This window comes from Paenibacillus sp. PsM32 (assembly GCF_030433815.1).
Lineage (GTDB): Bacteria > Bacillota > Bacilli > Paenibacillales > Paenibacillaceae > Saccharibacillus > Saccharibacillus kyungheensis.
In genome coordinates, this window is the sequence record NZ_JARUWY010000002.1 from 476,208 (window position 1) to 496,202 (window position 19,995).

At 36.9% G+C, this 19,995-nt stretch carries 16 protein-coding genes and 1 other annotated feature; of the genes, 2 read left to right on the forward strand and 14 right to left on the reverse strand.

The features are described 5' to 3' along the window. Positions 1–34: 34 nt before the first annotated feature. The 5 genes from QCD85_RS07975 to QCD85_RS07995 form a co-directional block, all read right to left on the reverse strand. The gene (locus QCD85_RS07975; RefSeq protein WP_204823498.1) at positions 35–613 is read right to left on the reverse strand and encodes a lysophospholipid acyltransferase family protein; all 579 of its coding nucleotides are present in this window, start codon (positions 611–613) and stop codon (positions 35–37) included. A gap of 3 nt (positions 614–616) precedes the next feature. Continuing rightward, positions 617–1,318, reverse strand: coding sequence for a (d)CMP kinase (gene cmk / locus QCD85_RS07980; RefSeq protein ID WP_441005608.1), 702 nt, complete (start codon positions 1,316–1,318; stop codon positions 617–619). A 110-nt stretch (positions 1,319–1,428) separates the two neighbouring features. Continuing rightward, on the reverse strand, positions 1,429–2,073 hold the full coding sequence (locus tag QCD85_RS07985; protein WP_301262213.1) for a flagellar brake protein: 645 nt from the start codon (positions 2,071–2,073) through the stop codon (positions 1,429–1,431). A 205-nt stretch (positions 2,074–2,278) separates the two neighbouring features. Next, positions 2,279–2,977 carry a glutamic-type intramembrane protease PrsW gene (prsW, locus tag QCD85_RS07990; RefSeq protein ID WP_204823492.1) on the reverse strand — a complete coding sequence of 233 codons (699 nt, stop codon included), beginning with the start codon at positions 2,975–2,977 and terminating at the stop codon, positions 2,279–2,281. Positions 2,978–3,106: 129 nt separating this feature from the next. After that, complete coding sequence (locus QCD85_RS07995; RefSeq protein ID WP_069327899.1) at positions 3,107–3,718, reverse strand: genetic competence negative regulator; 612 nt, start codon at positions 3,716–3,718, stop codon at positions 3,107–3,109. Positions 3,719–4,115: 397 nt separating this feature from the next. On the opposite strand from QCD85_RS07995, the gene QCD85_RS08000 reads away from it, so the two are divergent. Then, positions 4,116–5,012 carry a polysaccharide deacetylase family protein gene (locus QCD85_RS08000; protein WP_301262214.1) on the forward strand — a complete coding sequence of 299 codons (897 nt, stop codon included), beginning with the start codon at positions 4,116–4,118 and terminating at the stop codon, positions 5,010–5,012. 91 nt (positions 5,013–5,103) lie between these two features. Here the strand turns inward: QCD85_RS08000 and QCD85_RS08005 are convergent, their stop codons facing one another. Both QCD85_RS08005 and QCD85_RS08010 read right to left on the reverse strand, forming a co-directional pair. Further along, complete coding sequence (locus tag QCD85_RS08005; RefSeq protein WP_273612881.1) at positions 5,104–5,544, reverse strand: hypothetical protein; 441 nt, start codon at positions 5,542–5,544, stop codon at positions 5,104–5,106. Beyond that, a complete protein-coding gene (locus QCD85_RS08010) occupies positions 5,541–6,134 on the reverse strand; it encodes a type II CAAX endopeptidase family protein (protein ID WP_301262215.1) in 594 nt (197 codons plus the stop codon). Before QCD85_RS08010 ends, QCD85_RS08005 begins: the two co-directional genes overlap by 4 nt. Positions 6,135–6,368: 234 nt before the next feature. Further along, positions 6,369–6,598: a binding site (T-box leader), on the forward strand. Between the two features lie 208 nt (positions 6,599–6,806). On the opposite strand from QCD85_RS08010, the gene serA reads away from it, so the two are divergent. Continuing rightward, on the forward strand, positions 6,807–8,399 hold the full coding sequence (serA, locus tag QCD85_RS08015; RefSeq protein ID WP_274172405.1) for a phosphoglycerate dehydrogenase: 1,593 nt from the start codon (positions 6,807–6,809) through the stop codon (positions 8,397–8,399). A gap of 131 nt (positions 8,400–8,530) precedes the next feature. On the opposite strand, the gene QCD85_RS08020 is transcribed toward serA, so the two are convergent. From QCD85_RS08020 to QCD85_RS08050, 7 genes are all read right to left on the reverse strand, one after another. After that, positions 8,531–10,639, reverse strand: a complete 2,109-nt coding sequence (locus tag QCD85_RS08020; RefSeq protein ID WP_301262216.1) for an alpha-galactosidase — start codon at positions 10,637–10,639, stop codon at positions 8,531–8,533. 42 nt (positions 10,640–10,681) lie between these two features. Beyond that, the gene (locus QCD85_RS08025) at positions 10,682–11,527 is read right to left on the reverse strand and encodes a carbohydrate ABC transporter permease (RefSeq protein WP_301262217.1); all 846 of its coding nucleotides are present in this window, start codon (positions 11,525–11,527) and stop codon (positions 10,682–10,684) included. A gap of 24 nt (positions 11,528–11,551) precedes the next feature. Next, positions 11,552–12,442 (reverse strand): carbohydrate ABC transporter permease, encoded by an 891-nt coding sequence (locus QCD85_RS08030; protein ID WP_301262218.1) that lies wholly within the window; start codon positions 12,440–12,442, stop codon positions 11,552–11,554. Positions 12,443–12,533: 91 nt separating this feature from the next. After that, positions 12,534–13,847, reverse strand: a complete 1,314-nt coding sequence (locus QCD85_RS08035; protein ID WP_273612886.1) for an ABC transporter substrate-binding protein — start codon at positions 13,845–13,847, stop codon at positions 12,534–12,536. A 132-nt stretch (positions 13,848–13,979) separates the two neighbouring features. Next, positions 13,980–15,593, reverse strand: coding sequence for a response regulator transcription factor (locus QCD85_RS08040; RefSeq protein ID WP_301262219.1), 1,614 nt, complete (start codon positions 15,591–15,593; stop codon positions 13,980–13,982). Further along, positions 15,590–17,320 carry a sensor histidine kinase gene (locus tag QCD85_RS08045; RefSeq protein WP_301262220.1) on the reverse strand — a complete coding sequence of 577 codons (1,731 nt, stop codon included), beginning with the start codon at positions 17,318–17,320 and terminating at the stop codon, positions 15,590–15,592. The genes QCD85_RS08040 and QCD85_RS08045 overlap by 4 nt, the downstream gene beginning before the upstream one ends. A gap of 172 nt (positions 17,321–17,492) precedes the next feature. Further along, positions 17,493–19,757, reverse strand: coding sequence for a carbohydrate-binding protein (locus QCD85_RS08050; protein ID WP_301262221.1), 2,265 nt, complete (start codon positions 19,755–19,757; stop codon positions 17,493–17,495). Between the last annotated feature and the right edge of the window lie 238 nt (positions 19,758–19,995).

Genomic DNA, 19,995 nt, shown 5'->3' on the forward strand with positions numbered 1-19,995 from the left:
CCGCAAAATGCAGAGTTCAAAACATCATTAAACATTATTGATTTTCTTGAATTAATTGGCGTATAGCTAGCATGATTTTGTCTGTCGCTTCATCTACAGTACCTATTGCCCCTTTACCTCGATAATCATCAAGATTAATAGGTGGTCCGTAGACTACTTTTGTTTTGCCGAATAGCTTGTAATGACCTACAATCGCTACAGGCACGACAGCCGCATCTGTTCGTAGTGCAAAGCTTGCAGCACCATTTTTGGCAGCAGCATCCCCTGCATTACGACTACCTTCAGGAAAAATCCCCAACACACCGCCTTCACGTAAAATCAGAAGAGATGTTTTGATCGATTCTTTACTTACACCGCCACGTTTGACAGGATAAGCACCAAGTTGTCTAATCAAAGGCCCCAAAACAGGAACTTTGAATAACTCTTCCTTAGCCATAAAGCGAACTTTACGATTCAGCATAATGCCTACAGTAGGTGGATCCAAATTACTAATATGATTAGAACAAAGTAATACTCCACCTTGCTCGGGAACATGCTCTTTGCCTACAGCTTTTAGCCTAAATAAAAACATATACAAAATGCGTAGAATCGTACTACAAATGGTGTATACCATGAATCAGACTCTCCCTGACTGCACACTCTGTGCCATTGCAATAATACTCTCAACAACTTCTTCGATAGACATCGAAGTCGTATCCAGCACTGTTGCGTCTTCTGCACAAACGAGCGGAGAAAATTCACGCTGTTCATCCAATTGATCGCGCGCTGCAATTTCACGTTCAAGTTGCTCTAATGTAATACTTTCCGAACCATCCATTTCTGCAAATCTTCGTCTTGCTCGCTCTTGGACAGTAGCAGTCATAAATACTTTTACTTCTGCATCCGGAAGCACATGAGTACCGATATCGCGTCCATCCATTACAACGCCTTTGCGCAAAGCCATTTGCCGCTGTAAAGTTGCAAGCTTCACTCTCAGCCCCTCGATTTGCGCATATCGTGACACAATCCGGTTTACGGCAAGACTACGAATATCTGCTGTAACGTCTACTTCATTAGCTAGAACTTTTTGTCCATGTTCATCCGGTATCAATTCAATCACCAGATCCTTCGCCTCTTGAAGCACTTCTACAGTATTTTCTGGATCGATATTTCGCTGTAGCATATGCCATGTTACTGCTCTGTACATTGCACCGGTGTCCACATATACGTAACCGAGACGTTTAGCCACTAATCGGGCTATTGTACTTTTACCAGCCCCAGCAGGACCGTCAATCGCAATGTTCATTTTCCCGCTATATTCTAATGCTTGGCGTACCAATCGGGAATCCCCCTCAACCTTCATACTACAACTCGCTAAAAAAGCAGGCATTGCCTGCGACAAGCAAATTATACCACAGTCCTATATAACATGCAAAAACCCCGAGTCATTTACAACACTCTAAAATCGAATTGGCGTTCAAAACAATAGCGGATCATTTTTTGCCGATCGGTTTCCGATATCACTGTATATTCTAATAAATATCTTGGTGTAAGTGATGTGGAGTCAAGCACATTCATTACTTTCGCTGTTAATGGAATATGATCGATCTTTCCATTTTTCATATGGATCAATAACCAGCATTCTAAAACATCATTTTTTTGCACTTTGTTCATTACATCTGTTGTAAATGATAAACCGCCAGCGCTTACATTATCAGTGATAGCTACAAATCGATGATCTTCTTTTTTGACTGCTACTTCTATTTGTGCTTTGACTCGTAGATATTGCCGTCTTTGAACGACTGAAATTTCTTCTTGAAGAGGTTTGCGAATACGACTCAAGGAAGAGGTGGAATCGAAGCCTGTTACAATAGTACTGAAATAATGTTTGATTTCGTTGTCGATTAAATAATAAGCATACAATTCTTCGCCCAACGTTAACTTTTTGCCAGAAGAATATTTTTTATGACTTAATGGGCCGATATATAATGAATCGTTATCCGCTCGCCCTACAATCGATTGATATATCTCTGTCTGATCTCCTTCTACCGCTTGAAATTGAAAATAAATCATGTCACCTGACTTCACTGACATCCTTTCTTCCCCCTTGAACAATATCTAACCATTTCTATACTTTTTCTATATTTCTGCCTTGTTTCTTTATGATCATATAGTTATACGAATTATACCATCTTGTTGTATAAATGATACTTCATAAATTGCTATTTTAGACAAAAAAAAGCAATCACACTTTTCTGTACTATAGCTACAGATTCGTGGATTGCTTTTGATGACAATATTACAAATTAACTTCTTCCTCACGTTTGATAAAGCGGAAAGGTGAACGGTTGCTCGCTCGGGTGATCTTACTCATTCCTCCATACCAGAGAACGATCATCAACGGGATAATGTACCATAACCAATATTGACTCATCATATGCAAAATCAGATCATATAATCCATGCCAGAAAATAGGAAGAATTAATCCTAAAGCAAGGAATATATTACGTTTGCGTTTGGTGGTAGTAAATTTGGCTTTACCAATATAGTCACCCATGATCACTCCAAAGAGCGCATGTCCTGAAACAGGAAGCAATCCCCGTAACAATAACGACATGACTGACATCGAGTTATATAAGGCGTATAGCACATTTTCCAAAGTTGCAAATCCTAATGATAGCGCTACTGTATACAGTATTCCATCATAAGGCTCGTCAAACTCTGTATGATTGTACAAAATATGATAGATAATAAACCATTTGGCAAATTCTTCTACACCTGCTGAAGTCAGAAAGGAAAACACATAAGGACTATCGCCTAATCCAAGCACCATAGCCCGTTGTATAATCATAAGCGGGAATACAATCGCCACGCCTAAGAAAAAGAATTTGATGACCAAATGGAGTGGTTCTGGTTCATATCTGTCCTTGAGGTAAAAATAGATCAACAGAGCAATACCCGGAGCTATTGCTGCCATCATGATCGAAAATAAAGACACTCGATATTCTCCCTCCATTCTTGCGTAAACCCAGTCCGACGTTGTGCCAAATCATAATATTAGGAACTCCTTCCGGTCGGTTCACGCTATGAAGATGAAGGATATACCCGAGATGCCTTTATATTGGACTTAGTCGTTACGATCAAAATGTTCACAGATTGTCGCAATTGCATTTTCTGCCATAACAACTTTTCCGTATTCTTCTAATACTGCTTCCGTTAACGATGTGGTATCGCCAAATTCAGCTAATACCGCGATCAAAGCGGCGTGTTTGGTCAAATCAACATCCGCAGGATCCATAGTCAAAATCCATTTATCTTTATAATGGTACAGCCGTCCGGCTTCAGTGACATTTTTGGAGAGAGTATGAGCTGCTTCGATAAGAACTTCAAAATCTTTGAAAGAATACGCAATAAAATCAGTTTCTTCTAGCGTAACTTCCATTTCATATATTTCGTCAGCCATATCTTCTTCATTGATCGTGCCCAAGTGTTGGTCATACTTGCCACGCGTCACGATAACAACCATTCCTTGCGCAGGAAGTGCAAATACTTCGACTGCAAGAGGACCGGTAGCATCAAATCCAAGCTCGCTATAAGCTTGATCCATCATTTCGGTAAAAAGATCATGGACTTTTGGAATTTCCTGCCACATGTCTTCTTTTTGAATTCCACGCTCAGTAAGATCATCAAACGTAAGGAAAATCCGTATTTTGTCTGAGCTTAGTCGTTCTATTTTCATAATAGGATCCCCCTTGGAAAACATAGGTCATAACCATCATAGAATACAGGTTATGTCACTGCCTATTTATATCGATGATAGATATAGCAATGCTATATTAGGTATGTTACCATTTATTATCCTTAAATGCACGCACTAAAACGCCTGAATAAGAATAATACGTATTGTCAATCTTTTTTTCGGAATTTGTTTCATTTCTTCCTCTTTTGGTTTAAAAGATAGTTTGTGCATTTAAGGTCGACTGCTATTTATGGCTATATTGTAACTTATCGTTACATATTTATGGTTGACCTTACGTATGCTTTAAGGATTTAATTTACATATGCGGAATTTTGCTCCACCGTGCTTTTGATTGATTTTATTTTCTAACAATTCAGACAGAAAAGAGCGTGAATGTATGTTAAAAAAAACAGCAAGTTGGTTGTTGTTATCTGTAATTATGTTGTCTGCTTGTAGCAATCAAGCTCCAGCATCCACTACAGAGACACCTGCCGCCACTACCGAACAAAGTACTAACACACCTGCAACAACGCCAGAAAGTAGCGAAACAGCTACCACACCAGCAACCGAGGGTACAACTTCTACTGAAGCGACTACACCTGAGCAGTCTTCTGAAAGCACAACTGCTAAAGATACCGAAGCTACCGCTCCTGCTGAGTATACATATCATATGAACAAAAATTATGATATCGTACCTAACGAAGAATCTAAAGAAACTCCTAAAAAAGTAGTTCTTTTGACTTTTGATGACGGTCCGAAAGAGAAAAAAATGATCAATAGTATGATGGATACATTGGACAAACATCATGCCAAAGCGATCTTCTTCGTAAATGGCTATCGGATCAAAACTCATCCAGAACTGTTAAAACTAATTCATGATCGTGGTGGTATTATCGGTAATCATACACAAGATCATATCGTACTTAAACATGAATCCAAAGCTAAAGTAACCCAGCAAATTGAAGACACTCAAAAGCTGATTGAAGATACGATCAATGAAGCACCACGCTTTTTACGTGCTCCAAATGGTGCTACCAACGATACAGTACATGCATTAGCGAAAAAGCATGACATGCTGTATATGAACTGGTCTGTAGGTTCACTTGACTGGGTCAATCAAAAAGATCCGGACGCTGTTATTTCGAACGTTATGGATCAATTGCACTCCGGCAGTATTATTTTGATGCATGAATTGCCTTGGACGGTAGAAGCTTTGGATGAACTTTTGACCAAGCTTGAAGCCAAAGGTTATACCTTTGTTGATCCAAATGCGATTGAACCTAAAATGCGTTAATTCACTTTAGACAACGATAAAAAGCAAGGGCACCGTTGAATAACTGGTTCCCTTGCTTTTTTCATGTTCATAATGATAACCAAGCTAGTTATTATAGACCTGAACGACCCGCTAAATTCTGAAGCCAATACCAATTCGGCATAAACCCAGATAGCTTAATCCCCCACCATAACAACATAATCGTCAATGCAACAAATAAGAAAATAAGATACCCGTAAAAAAACTTGGCAATTTTAATTTTGCGAGATGGATAAATCGTACTTCTAGGTACGTAATCTTTATCTTTTTCGTTCTCTTCTTCGTCTGTTTCACTAACTTCACCTGTTCTAGAACGCGTCAACACTCCTTGTTCGTTGATAGCTCCACGAACAGTGTTGGTAGCATTCTTTTTACGACCCGCAGGTAAGCGAATACGACTTCCTGTTAGAAGCCCTTCTTCTCCAGAACTATATCTGGCTACTCTACTCGATTGTCTGCTTTCTCGTGTTGCTGTATTACTATAACGTTCTAACCTGCTTAGGCGCTCGCTCATTTTTCCCTCCGCAATGAAATAATTAGACCGGATATCAGGTCAATCGCAAAGTGACATAATATAGGTGCCCACAATGTTCCGGATTCAATATATATATACCCAAGTGCGTAGCTACTGACGAATACCCATGCTGTAGGAATCCAATGTCGTAGATAGCGGAAATGAATAGCAGCAAATATAATGCTGGTCCAATAAGGCCCAACTGCATATTGAATAGCTCCACGGAACAATATTTCTTCGCAGACCCCTACCAGTAGTGTAATAATAATAATATGCCATAACGGGCGATTTTTGAAGATCATTTCATTAATTCCGCCATCGTCCATACTATTTTCAGGAACAACTTTGGAAATAAATAGATCTACGACGAGCATCAGCGCTGCAAGCCCTAATCCCCATGCGATAAAAGTAAGTTCTGTTGGCAATTGTAATAATGTTAAAGAGTTGCGTCCTTGTAACCAAATCCATATCAGTCCAACAAGCAAGGTCAAGCCTTGAGTTAAATACAAATTAATCAATAATAATTTATCGGTTAATTGTTCAGGTTGTACGCGTTTAATTTTGAATGAACGGAACTTGCTTTTTTTCATAATCACAATCCTTTGGCTGCATAAAATAGTGTATCGGTCTATTATATCACTTTATTGAATACAAGCTTCTATCTCTGCTCCTAATTATTCAAAATTGGCTGTTCTCACATCTTTACGTTAGAATACAATCATCGTTTCGTGTAAAATTCATTTTGAAATTTTCTGATTACTTTCTCTCTTTGCTGTATTGACATGATATGTAACCCATGTTACATTATGAAAAATTAAATGATTCTAACGTCTATGAAGGAAAAAAGTAGCATGATGGTTTTCAGAGAGCCGGTGGTTGGTGCAAACCGGTAAACCAAATGTTATCTTTGAGCGATCCTGAGTCACTGTATTGAAACCAAGTAGGTACAGTCGGTTGATCCCGTTAGCGATCCGGTCAAAATATTGACCATAAGGCTGATTCTTGTGAGAGAACAGCGAATTAGGGTGGTACCACGACAGCTCTCGTCCCTTTGCTACAGTAGTAGTGTGCGGATGAGTGCTTTTTTTGTATGATTTTTACTTTCATGCGGTAGTGCGTTCACCCATTGAACTTTCAAATTCAATTAGGTACGATATTAACATTGTATCGCTGTTCTAGCGCTGACAGCAGATACGAATGTTTATATAGATGATAACTCATTATTTTACAGAGACTGACCATTTTGGAGGAGGAAAGAAATAATGTTTAAGGTATTGGTATCAGACCCGATCAGTGATCTAGGAATTCAACAATTGGTAGACGCTCAAGATATTATTGTGGATAAGCAGACTGGACTTAGCGAAGATGAATTAGTCGGTATTATCGGTGACTACGATGCTTTACTTGTACGTAGCCAGACGACAGTAACCAAAAAAATCATGGAAGCTGCCACCAAGCTCAAAGTCGTTGGACGTGCGGGCGTAGGCGTAGACAATATTGATCTAAATGCTGCAACAGAACGCGGTATCATTGTGATTAATGCACCAGACGGTAACACCATTACTACCTGTGAACATACTTTTGCGATGATGATGGCTCTTGCTCGTCATATCCCTCAAGCTTATGCCAAAACGATTGGCGGTACTTGGGATCGTAAATCTTTCCTCGGGGTTGAATTACGTAATAAAACATTAGGCGTACTGGGTATGGGCCGCATCGGTAGTGAAGTAGCGAAGCGTGCCAAAGCATTCGGTATGGAGATTCTAGGATATGATCCTTTCTTAACACAAGAACGTGCAGATAAAATGGGCGTTACTTTAGCGAGTGTCGATGAAATTATACGTAATGCTGATTTTATGACGGTACATACACCGTTAACACCAGAAACAAAACATATGATCTCTACAGCACAATTCCAGGTCATGAAAAAAGGCATGCGTATTATTAACTGTGCACGCGGTGGTGTAATCGACGAGACGGCTCTAATCACTGCTGTGAATGATGGTATTGTTGCAGGTGCTGCTTTTGACGTATTCGAAAGCGAACCTCCTCAAGCTGATCATCCATTTTTGAGTCATCCGCAAATTATCGTTACTCCGCATCTAGGTGCATCTACGATTGAAGCACAGGAAAATGTAGCGATTGATGTATCCGAGCAAGTATTACACATTTTACGTGATGAGCCGTTCAAAAATGCGGTTAATATGCCTCCAGTAGCTGCAAGTGTGATGAACAAATTACAACCTTACTTCTCCCTCGGTGAGAAACTAGGTAGCTTTGCTGCTCAAATGGCAACACAAGCGATTCAAGAAATTCGTATCGATTATGCAGGCGATCTATCTGAAGTCGATACACAACCATTAACACGTTATATTCTAAAAGGGATTCTTGCCCGTCATATGGGTGATGAAGCGAATATCGTGAACTCGATGCACCTTGCCAAAGTACGTGATCTTAATGTGATTATTACAAGCGCTCCATCGACAAAAGGCTTTACGAACTTGATCACTGTGAGTCTTAAAGGACAAAACGGTGAAGAACCGCGTGTAGCAGGAACATTGTTAGCAGGTTACGGCGAGCGTATCGTGCGTATCAATGATTACTCTGTCGATGTATTGCCAAGCGGTCACCAAATCTTGATCTCTCATACAGATAAGCCGGGGATTATCGGTAATGTAGGTTCATTGCTTGGACAAAAAGATGTCAATATTGCTTCAATGCAAGTAGGACGTAAGCAAGAAGGCGGCGAAGCGATTATGATCTTAACAGTTGATAAAGATGTCAACAAAGATGTTCTATCCGCTCTTGTCGAATTGCCTAACTTGAACAAAGCACAAGAAGTGGTACTGGTATAAAACACTTCTATATATAGTAGTGACTCATATCTTACTTCATAAAATCAGCAAAAAGCCAACTGTTTTAGGGCATCATACCTAACGACAGTTGGCTTTTTGTTTTGCTTTTCAGAATAAATCATGAACCCGTTCTATATACCATGTATTTCATAAAGACGTGCCGAATATGCTGAAGGTAATTCTATACTGAGTAATCCAGTAATCGGATTCCACTCAAATGTACTGTCTTGTACAGCAGGATAAGCTTGTTTTATATGCAGTTGTTTATTAGTCCAATCAGATAAAGGTATAGATTGTACAGGTTCTCCTGTCATACGCCATACTGCCAAATAAATGACTTTATCACAATTCATTGCGAAGGCAAGCCAATCATCTCCAAAACTAGGTAAGCCTAATGGCCAAAAAGGTTGCCCTTGCGCTAACTGTTGACGAATCGTTTTGTAATACGTTATAGCTTCACGAATAAATGCTATATGATCTGCTTGAATTTCTGCTATATGTCCACTTTGATGAATACGCAATAATAACGTATTAACCATATTCATAATCACTTCTTCGCTATGCCCGTCACGCAATGGATAAGACCAGACAGCAGCTTGCTCTGGTGTCACAGCTGAAGCCGATGCAGCTGCAATCACAGCATTTTTGCGATAATCTGTTTGATCACTTGTTGATTGAATACTATGTCTACTGAGCAAAGCGTAATCCATTCTCAATCCACCACTACCACAGTTTTCAATCACAAGATCAGGATATTGTAACCAGATCTGATCAAGCCATTTAAGATAGGCTTGATTATGTTGTAACAATCCATCTCCAAAACTATCTGCTTGCCATTCGGTTCCTACACCTGCATTGATATTATAATCCATTTTGATATAACCTACTTTGTATTCGTTCACTAAGCGATTAATCACACGATTGGCATGCTCAATCACTCCTGGATGGCGGAAATCAAGCTGATAACGAGCATGATCAATGACACGATGTCCATGACGTGTGAAAAACCATTCGGCTGGTACTTGATCCGCTAACTCGCAAGCAACTCCCATCACTTCAAGTTCTAACCATAATCCCGGCACCATACCTTTTTGACGAATATATGCTAATACTTCTTCAATCCCATTAGGAAAACGAGCTTGAGAAGGCAACCATTCCCCTACCCCATCCCACCAATAACCGTCTGAATACCAGCCACAATCAATACAATAATATTCACATCCTATTTCAGCTGCGGTATCAATTAAAGGAAGCAACGCTTCTGTAGTCGGTTCTCCAAACAGACAATTCATATAATCGTTAAAAATGACAGGCAATTGTTGATTATCTTTATTAGGTCTACGGATAACACGACGATACTCTGTCAAAATGGCTAATGCTTGGTCTATACCTTTTGCTGATAAGGCAACACTAACAGCAACAGAAGTAAAACTCATACCTGGTTGTAGATTTTTCCACCATTGATGTTCTTGTTCTGTCGGTCCGCTCGCCTGAATATACAACATGTCTACCATATCACTTATTTCCCAGTGCCAGGACCCGTTGTGCTCAATTTGCCATGCTAGACCTGAACCGGTTTCTTTATTTTCGATATAAGCTAAAGGTAAATACTGAGAACTTGACCATGTTCCTGTCGATTGATAACTCAATCGTTTCATCGAAAATTCATTGACATGATGCAATCCAAGCTGTGCTAGAGTATAGTGTTGCCATTGTACTTCACCGTACCACGTATTATGGGGAATCGATAATTGATAACGCTGATCTCTCGGTTGCTTCCCGCCGGGCAATAACCCTGTATACGCAAACGATGAAACATATTCTAATCCAACCGATTGGTTTCCTTTATTCGCAATAGTAGTCCAACAACGAATTACTGGAATTTGATTATAAAACTGAATATGAACTTCTACTTCTAAATCTGTTTTTACATCTATCATCTGAAATACAAGTTTTCGACCTTTGTCTGTAGGCATATCTTCTATCTGCTGTAAATGAAGCCTTTTAGCAGGTAATGTACCGGTGTGCTTAGAACCATGATGATCATCGTGATTTTCACCACTGGCTTGTATTTCTACCACTCTGAATTTAGCTCTCTTTTTTTCAGACCATTGCTTGGCTTCTGGATAAGCATGTGTCCCAATATACAATAATCGTACATCTTGATCTTCAGTAATTTCGATTAATATATGAATACCATTTTCTTCAATTTCTAACCATTGAGTTGGTTGTAAAAACATAAAGTAGGCTCCTAGTTCATTATTTTTATCATTGCGTTATAGTTAACCTTTTACTGCACCTGCTGTCATACCTTCTACAAGGAAACGTTGTAGAAATAAAAACATAATAACTACAGGAAGTACGCTCAATACAGAAGAAGCCATCATGCTACCCCAATCGGTCTGATACAATCCTTTAAATAAGTATATTCCCGGTGTTAGTGTACGGTGCTGTTCATCATTAATAAATACGAATCCGAACATAAATTCATTCCATGAATTCAAAAACCCGAACATACTTGTAGAGACTAGACTGGGTAATGACACAGGTAACAAAATCCGAAAAATAGTACCTACTCGTGTGCAACCATCGATTTCAGCAGACTCTTCCATATCAATTGGAATCGAGTCAAAAAAACCTTTCATCATAAATGTACATAAGGGCACTGTAAATGTTGTATACGCCAATATAAGCGAACTATACGTATTAATTAAATGCAGTTCTTTCATCGTTAGGTATAAAGGAATTAATAATAATACTCCTGGAATCATCTGTGAGAGTAACATCGCTACCCCAAACAACTTCACACCGCGAAAACGAACAAATCGACTTAACGCATATCCTGCAAAAATAGAAATGATCAACGATGCTGCTGTCACCACTAAAGAAACATATACACTATTTTTGAAAAAGGTTAAAAAGCTAGAACTTGTTAATACATTAGTAAAGTGTTCTATTGTAGGATGCTGAATCAAAAAACTGGGTGTTAATGTACGAATCTCATTATCAGGTTTTAATGAAGTCACTACCATCCATAAGAATGGAAACAAACAATAGAAAGAAAATCCGATGAGTACAATATAAGTAATACTTTGTACTATCCATTGTTTCCGTTTGCTTATAAGCATATCTATCTACTCCTTACCTATAATCTAGTTTTTAGATTTACGACTATTGACCACATAATACATAATAAATGCTGTCATCATTACTCCAAGCATCATAGAAGATAATGCCGAAGCATTTCCAAAGTTATAATCTTCCATCGCATAGCGATAAATCTGAATCGGCAACGTCTCTGAAGAATACAATGGGCCACCTTGTGTCATAATCCATATAAAGTCGAAGTTGATAGCTGTCCAAATTAAATGTACAAAAATAAGGGTTAACGATATCGTTTTTAATTGTGGTAATACGATATAAAAAAAGCGCACGCGGATGCCTGCACCATCAATAGCTGCTGCTTCCATCACTTCTTTGGATACAGTTTGTAATCCAGCTAATAAGCTGATTGTAAAGAAAGGAAAGCTTCTCCATATGTTTACAAAAACGATAGTGAATAAAGCAGTATTCATTTCTCCTAACCAATAGTACGGTTGATCAATGACGCCTAATTGGATCAACCAATAGTTAATTACGCCATAATCAGGTGCAAGCATCCATGTCCAAGTCATCCCTGCAATAACGATCGGCACTACCCACGGTATAATAATGATTCCACGAAATAATGTTCTCCCACGTATAGGTTGATTCAAAGCAATAGCTGAACTTAAACCAAGTATATATTCTCCAGTTACAGACAATAACGTCCAGATAATTGTATTTCGCAATGCAGTCAAAAAATATTCATTTGATAATACTTCTCGATAATTAGCTAAATGAGCAAAACCCGTTTGAGTTGCATTGAGCATATTTTTGAATTGAAAACTATCCCACACTACTGTAATTAAAGGGTACGCATTTAAAAGTAAAAAAAAAGCAAAAGCAGGTAAAACAAAATAATAAGCAACTAATCGTATTCGTTTTTCTCTCAATGTCAACATCATATTCACCACTTTTTTCAAGATAGCCTAAATAGATAATGTGGTTTGAACAATATCTATTTAGGCTTTAGCTCGTTCAAGTTAAACGAAATTAACTGCCACTCAATTGATTGGTTTTTTGCAAATTCTCATTAATAGCTTGTGACAACCAAGTAGCTATTTGTTCAGGTGAATCGTTTTTGAGCATCAAGCGAGCAATAGAGTCTTCCATTGATTGACTGATCCCACTTAAAGATACTGGCGGAAATGAAACCCCTTGCGATGTCAACTTCATAAACTCTTTGCCCCATTTATCACTTTCCACATCGGTTCGAGCAGATTTGGATGGGTTGACAGCTTGTTGATATTCTTTGCTCATTAAAAATGAAGCAAATTCCCAGGCTTGTTTGGTATGCTCGGTGTTATACACAAATAATGGCGCTACCTCCATAAACGTAGCTGGTTGGTCGCTATACGGTGGAGCAGCAATTTTGACATCACTCATTCCTTCTGGATTTTCGGATGTACGTCCTTCAATCCAAGCTCCATTTACAACCATTGCGTATTGAGCCAGTACAAAGTTCTGATCTTCTTCTTCCCAACCCCATGTTTTGGCATTAGGATCTACTACCTGTTGCGCATTCATATCTTTATAAAATTGGAATACTTCTGCTACTTTTTGTAATGCTTGCGGATTATCTTGCCATGTATTTTTATATTTTCCATCTGCTTGTTTTTCTGCTATAGATAGACCTTTTTGCGCTAAATATGTCATCAACTCTTGTGAAGCACGAACTCCTGTACCAGCAAATCCAAAAGCATATTTGTTTGTTTTTGCTTTGATAACAGGTCCCATTTGAAGTAACTCATCCCACGTTTTTGGTGGTGCATCATAACCCGCTTGTTTTAAAATATTCTCATGATATAGCAATGCTCTTATACCTAAATAGTTAGGCAAAGCTTTTACTTTTTCATCAATTGTTAACGCCTTCATTACATTTGGATAAAAAATATCTTTGTCTTTCCATTCATTCATATAAGGTGTCAAATCAGCAAGTGCATTCATTTGATTAAACTCGCCTACCCATTCGCCTAGCCCCCAACTAAGGTCAGGAGAATCACCGGCTGTTATAGCAGCTACTAATTTGTCATGCAATACATCATACGTAATCACTTGTAGATTGATATTGATATCTGTATGTTCTTGATCGAACTTTTTGATCTGTTGTTCTATCGTTTTACCTTCCGTCGTACTAGGATCAAGTGCAGCCCAAAAATTTAGAGTTACTGCTTGATCAGTGGAACCTTCATTAGATGTTGTAGCGTTAGAAGCACTGCCACTACAGCCTGTCATCATAACAATTGCTGCCATAGCTACAATCGCTAACTTGCTCATCTTTTTGTATCTCATTGGTTGTTGTCTCATGGTCTTCTCCCCTTTGTATTTCATGAATGAAGTAGTTTCTGAATTTATTGTAAGCGATATCAATAATCCTTTATATGTGAATAAATTCAGATAAATGTTTAATTTATTCAACATTATTAAGACTCATTATTTTCAGTTTTTATGATGTTGCTTAAATAGACTTGGTTGAGTACCTACTATTTTTTTAAAAACTTGACTAAAATAACGTGCATCGCTATATCCTACTTTTTCAGCAATTTCATATGTTTTTAAATCTGTGCTTATCAATAATGTTTTAGCTTTTTCTATCCTGATTTTTGTCAAAAACTCTAAAAATCCTTCACCTGTTTCGTTTTTAAATAACGTACAAAAATAATTTTTATTAATAAAAAATTGTTGTGAAATATTTTCTAAAGTGACAGTATTATAATTTTCTTGGCTGTATACTTTGATTGTTTTGATTAACTGACTACCTGATTTGGTACGTAAATTCCCGGAAACTTGTTGTACATGTAGCTCTATTATTTGTTGAAAGATATATTTTACTTTTTCAATATTTAGCTCTACTAAATGGAATTTGGCTTCTACTAGTAACAACATCATTTGAGCATGATCAGTGCTTGCTTCGACCCGGTTAAGTAACTGAACAATACCTATCTTGATTTCTCGACTACTCATCTTGTCGATTGCTTCCTTTTCAAATACGTGATTGAGCTGCTCTATAAATTGTTGCCCACTACGTTCTGATGCGGTTTCAATTGTAATTTTCAACAATGTATTTAGCTCTTTCCATATTTCTTCACCAACAGATTTGTGATGTTGAACTTCAGCTTCATCTTTACCGAAAAAAGCAATGGTATCTGTGTGGGATAGTGTTAAATGATCGATAGCATGAATCGATTCAGTATATGCTTTCTTTATAGCTGTAATACGCTGCTTTTTAGCACTCACACCAATTTTGATTGTAATATGCAAATAAGCAGTTAATGCAGTATGAATTCTTTTAAGCCAATGTGTAAACAAATGTTCCGATATATCTGCACGTACAAAAAATAAAAATTCATTTAATTCATTCAAGTTTCTAAACACTTCTGTTTCTGCATAATACGTTGTAACGTTTTCTTTAATAATATTTCGAGCAGCAAAATAAAAAATAGACAAATCTCCTTTGTAACGACTATTCATATTAGAGGTTAAATCAAATAATTTGATAGTAACGATATAATACGGATACTCTGGTAATGGAAATTTAAGTTGATCTGCTTCAACAATCAATTCATTTTCTTCTCGTTGCGCTGTACTTAAAAGATGACTTAACCATTCATCTTGCATTAATTGGATACCTTGATACAATCGAGCATTCTGATTACGAGATTCATGTTGTTGTTTGGATTCTTGTTTTATTTGCTCTTCTAATTTACTTAGTAAGATTAGCAATTCAGCTTCATTTAAAGGTTTGAGTAAGTAATCGACTACATTTAATAAAAAGGCAGGACGTGAATAATCAAAATCGTTATATCCGCTTAAAGCAATCGCTTTGGCAGTATAAGAGGAATTTTTTAACCATGCCAAAAATTCTAAGCCATCCATATGAGGCATTCGAATATCAGTTAAAATCACATCAGGTTGATACTGTTCTACCATTTGACATGCTTCTTCTCCGTTATACGCATGACCTACAATAGACCAACCATATTGTTCCCAATGGATACATTGTTTTAATTGATTGTGTATAGTCATTTCATCATCTACAATAAGAACTTTCATCTGGGGTTAAACTCCTTTAATGGCAGACGGAACACAATCATTGTTCCAGTACCTGCCTTACTATATACTTGTATGCCATATTGAGTTCCACAAATGAACTTAATACGTGTCTGAATATTAATTAATCCGATAGAATCTAATGTTTGTTGTGAAGCGGTATGATACTGCTCTAACACAGATGACAATTGGTGAAGATTTTCTTCAGATATGCCTATTCCGTTATCTAATAATCGAATAATAATTTCAGAGTGAATATAGTCTATAGAAGCGGTAAGACGCATTAATTTCCTACTATTCAGCTGTGGAATTAATCCATGTTCAACTGCATTTTCAATAACAGGTTGCAAAATAAGTTTGGGAATCCATACCGAGTTTATTTCAGGACTTACATGAATACGAATTCCTATGCCTTCTGGCAATCGCTTGTTGATAATTAATAAGTAATTACGAATATGAGAAATTTCACTTTTGACTTGAACCCATTCTTCATTGATATTGATATTGTATCTATACATATTGCTAAGCGATTGACAGATTATACGCATCTCTGGAACTTGATTTACAGCAGCAATATTGGAAATTAGTTGTAAGGTATTAAACAAAAAATGGGGCGATATCTGAGCTTGTAATGCTTTAATTTGTGACTGCTGATTGATCAATTGTAATTTCAATTCATAGTTCATATGATTTTGGATTTTGTCGATCATACGATTAAAATGTTTACTCAAAAATCCGATTTCATCATAAGCTAAAATCTGCACTCTAGCATTGTAATTACCTTTTTCGATTTCATTCATTTTTTTTCGAAGTTCAATAATAGGACGAGTGATACTATAACTCAGCAAAATAGATAACAAAATCATAATAACAAGCGAACCTATAATAATTGCAAATGCTAAATGTCGAAAAAAGATTAATTGCGGATTGGTTTGAAATTCATAATGCAAAATAAGACCATTTGAACCGAGTGGGGTTTGGATCATTTTGCTTTGTTTATCATTATCTGCATAATGATATGTTGTGCCGATCTGACTGTGATCAGAATGATAAATAATATTTTGATCATGATCTGAAATAATAATTTTACCTTTATAAAAGGTATTGTATCGTTCTACCATCGTTGTGAATGGTTGTACTTGCATATCAATAGTTAACACAGCGAATGGATCACCCATCCATTTAATAGGGTATAAATAATGAATAATAGGCTGATTATAAGGACTGTTATAATCAAATACGAGTGTTGGGGTTTTGTAAGGGGCATGCAAATGGTTAATTAGCGATTGATTATAAGAAGATTCTAATTGCAAATAATAATTAGGAAAAAATCCATTGTAATGTCTGCCTTTAAAATCAATTACATACATTCCTAAAATATGTTCGATATTAGAATTGTTATATATATTTAAATAAAATTGTTTGATTTGTAATCTTGTTTCATAATCCAATTCTTGTCGTGAATTAGACTTGCTAATAGTATGTAGACTGTTCACAAGTTCATATTGAGAATAGATTAAATAGGAGCTTTCTTGTAACTGATCTAGATACTGCTCTAATTGGATTCTCAAATCTTGTTGGATTCGATTTTGAGCAATCTTTTGGTCTTCTCGATCATTTTGAGAGATTTGATATAAAATAATAAGCGAAGTTAAAATTAGTGGACAAATCGTGGTAACTAGCATTGCTAATAAAATTTTTAAACGTACACTTTTATGCTTTATAGACATCAATCATCCCACCTCATTCTCGGATGTATTTATTATAATGAATATATTTAAAATTTAGTTAATATCTTGTCACTCTTATTTTCTTAGGTATGTAAGGATTAGGCATTGCGATTTTTGAAAGAAAATAGAGAGAAAACTGCCTTGTATCAGACAGTTTTCTCTGCAATGCCGTTTAGCTTTGATTCGAAGAATAGACATCAGCTATAACTGAATCGTTATTTGCTATTGAATTGCCAGTATTATTAATAATCGGCATTGCGATTTGAATACGATCGATGTTTGGCGCATAGGCTGAAACGTTAGTAAATTTAATCGTATTTGTACCTGCTTTCAAATTCACATCAAATACCATAGTCTTATAATTATTCCACTGACGCGTATTAAAGAAATTAGGACTTTGCGCTTGATCTCCATTAACTGTAATAGTAGCTACACGTTCGACAACGTTATTATTGTACGAATGTTCCCCTTTTACTTCTGCATTTGCAAATGTGACAACCATTCGGTACTTCCCTGCTTTTGGCGCAGTAATATCGTTAAATTGTAAAGTATTACTCGCTCCATTGCCGATATAACCAACATATTTTCCACCAGATGCTGCTGCATCATCTGTTACAATTGCAGTCCCTCCTAACAGATTGCTGTTATTTTCAGCTTCATATGAATTGATCGCTGTTGTATTAGGGCTAATCTCTAAATAATCCAAGTTCACTGCATCGGATTCATCCGTTGTGAAAGCATTGTAACTGATACGATTAATACCTGCATTTAAAAATACGGAAGTTGTTTTTGTATTCCATGTATTCCAATTTGCTGTAGAATCCAGATTAACAGTTGTTAAATCACTTCCATTGAGAACTAATTTTAATTGACGGGTAGTAGGTGCATTGCTAAATGGGCCAGCACTATAGCCCAGATTCAAATTATAATAACCATTTGTAGGTGCACTCACTATAAACTCTGTTGACGCATTATTTGTATTTCCATAACCTTCTACAAAATAAGTGCCAGAGTATCCTGTATTTGAACCATAAGTCACTTTAGCTGTTCCATTTAATTTTGCATATTCGGCTTCATAACGATTTGAACTGTTGTTAATGGTTTGGCTATTTGTATTAGGACTTACAATAATTTGATAAGCAGAAAGAGCTTTTAAATTATGAATAGGTACTGTAATCTGACCATTAGTAACTGGATAATTTTGCTCTTGCACACTATAAGGATCATTTGCAGGATTAGTACCTGAATTATCTACGCCTATAATAGATACATGCACATTTTTGCTCATGTATGATGCAGTATCCAAACCTTTAATCACAACATCAGTTGAGTATACATCTGAAGGATTAACAGAACCACCAAATAGGATTCTAGCTTGTTTTTTATCGGGATCAAGGGCTGCTAATGCTTGTAATGATCCATTGGTTGTTGGTGGAGTAACTGTAACCGTATGACCTGTTAATTGACCATACCATTTGTACAACCACCAACCACCTGTTGGTTTGTTGTTCTCGGTCACTAGATCATTTAATGTTCCGGCAGCCGTCCAATAAGCTAGCATTCCATCTACTTTGCTATTTTCAAAACGAGTCATCCATTGTATTAAATTACCCGGTACTCCAAGATCGCCAGAAATACGTGCATATTCGTTAATTGCAATCGGTATAGCTGAAATTCCTAATTTTTTTTCAACATTACGATAATGATTATAATGGTTATACCAGTCTGTAAAGAAATCATTGCCCAGCTCATGCCATGTGGTGACATCCGGTAAAACATTATTATTTTTGGCATAAGTAAAGAAATCATTATAGAATTGAGCATGATAAGCAGCCAAGTTTGGCCCAGCTATTTTGGCTTGAGAGTCCAATGAGCGAATATGATTATAGACTGTTTTCCAATCTGCAAAAAATTTATTTCTTGCTTCTTGTCCACTCGCATCATTGTAATTATTTATGCCTTGATACCAGATGCCATCAGGCTCATTGAAAGGGACATAGACAAATTTGGAATGATTAGGATCTGCTACTACTTTGGGTACCATTACGTCAATCTTTTTCAAATAATCTTGTAATCCCAAATTCTCATAAGGCCAATTTTCATAAATATCCTGCATATAAATTTGAATTTCTTTGCCGCCTGCTTTAATAAATTCCGGTGCTACTTTTAAAGCATCCCCATTCGGATGTTGTGCGCCATCAGGAGCTTTTTGCGCAATCGCTTGAGGATTTAAAGGTGCTAGCATAGTAGATGAAGGAACTCCATCGCTTCCCAACCCATATAAAAACCCAGATGCTCCGTACTTAATACTGCCAGTATTGCTAGCAAGGTCTACTACAATCTGCGGGCTAGCTGCTTTAGCTGATCCTGATCCTCCCCACATACTCACCAGTACAGTTGTCACTACTAAAACTGAACTCCACTTTCTACTTCTCATAGCTTCAAGCTCCTTTTAACATATAGTTTTTACAACCATTAAAAAAAGTAAGCGATTACATTTTCGTTTACAATACATACTTTATCAGTTACAAAAGCGGCTTTATAGGAGACAAAACTTAGAATACTGTTTTTTATATTCAGAAATTCGATATTTTTGACAAATAAAAAAGACTAGCATATTTGGTATTATCCCCTCAAGGTAGACAGTGAAAAAAGACCTCATGGTAAAATGAGAT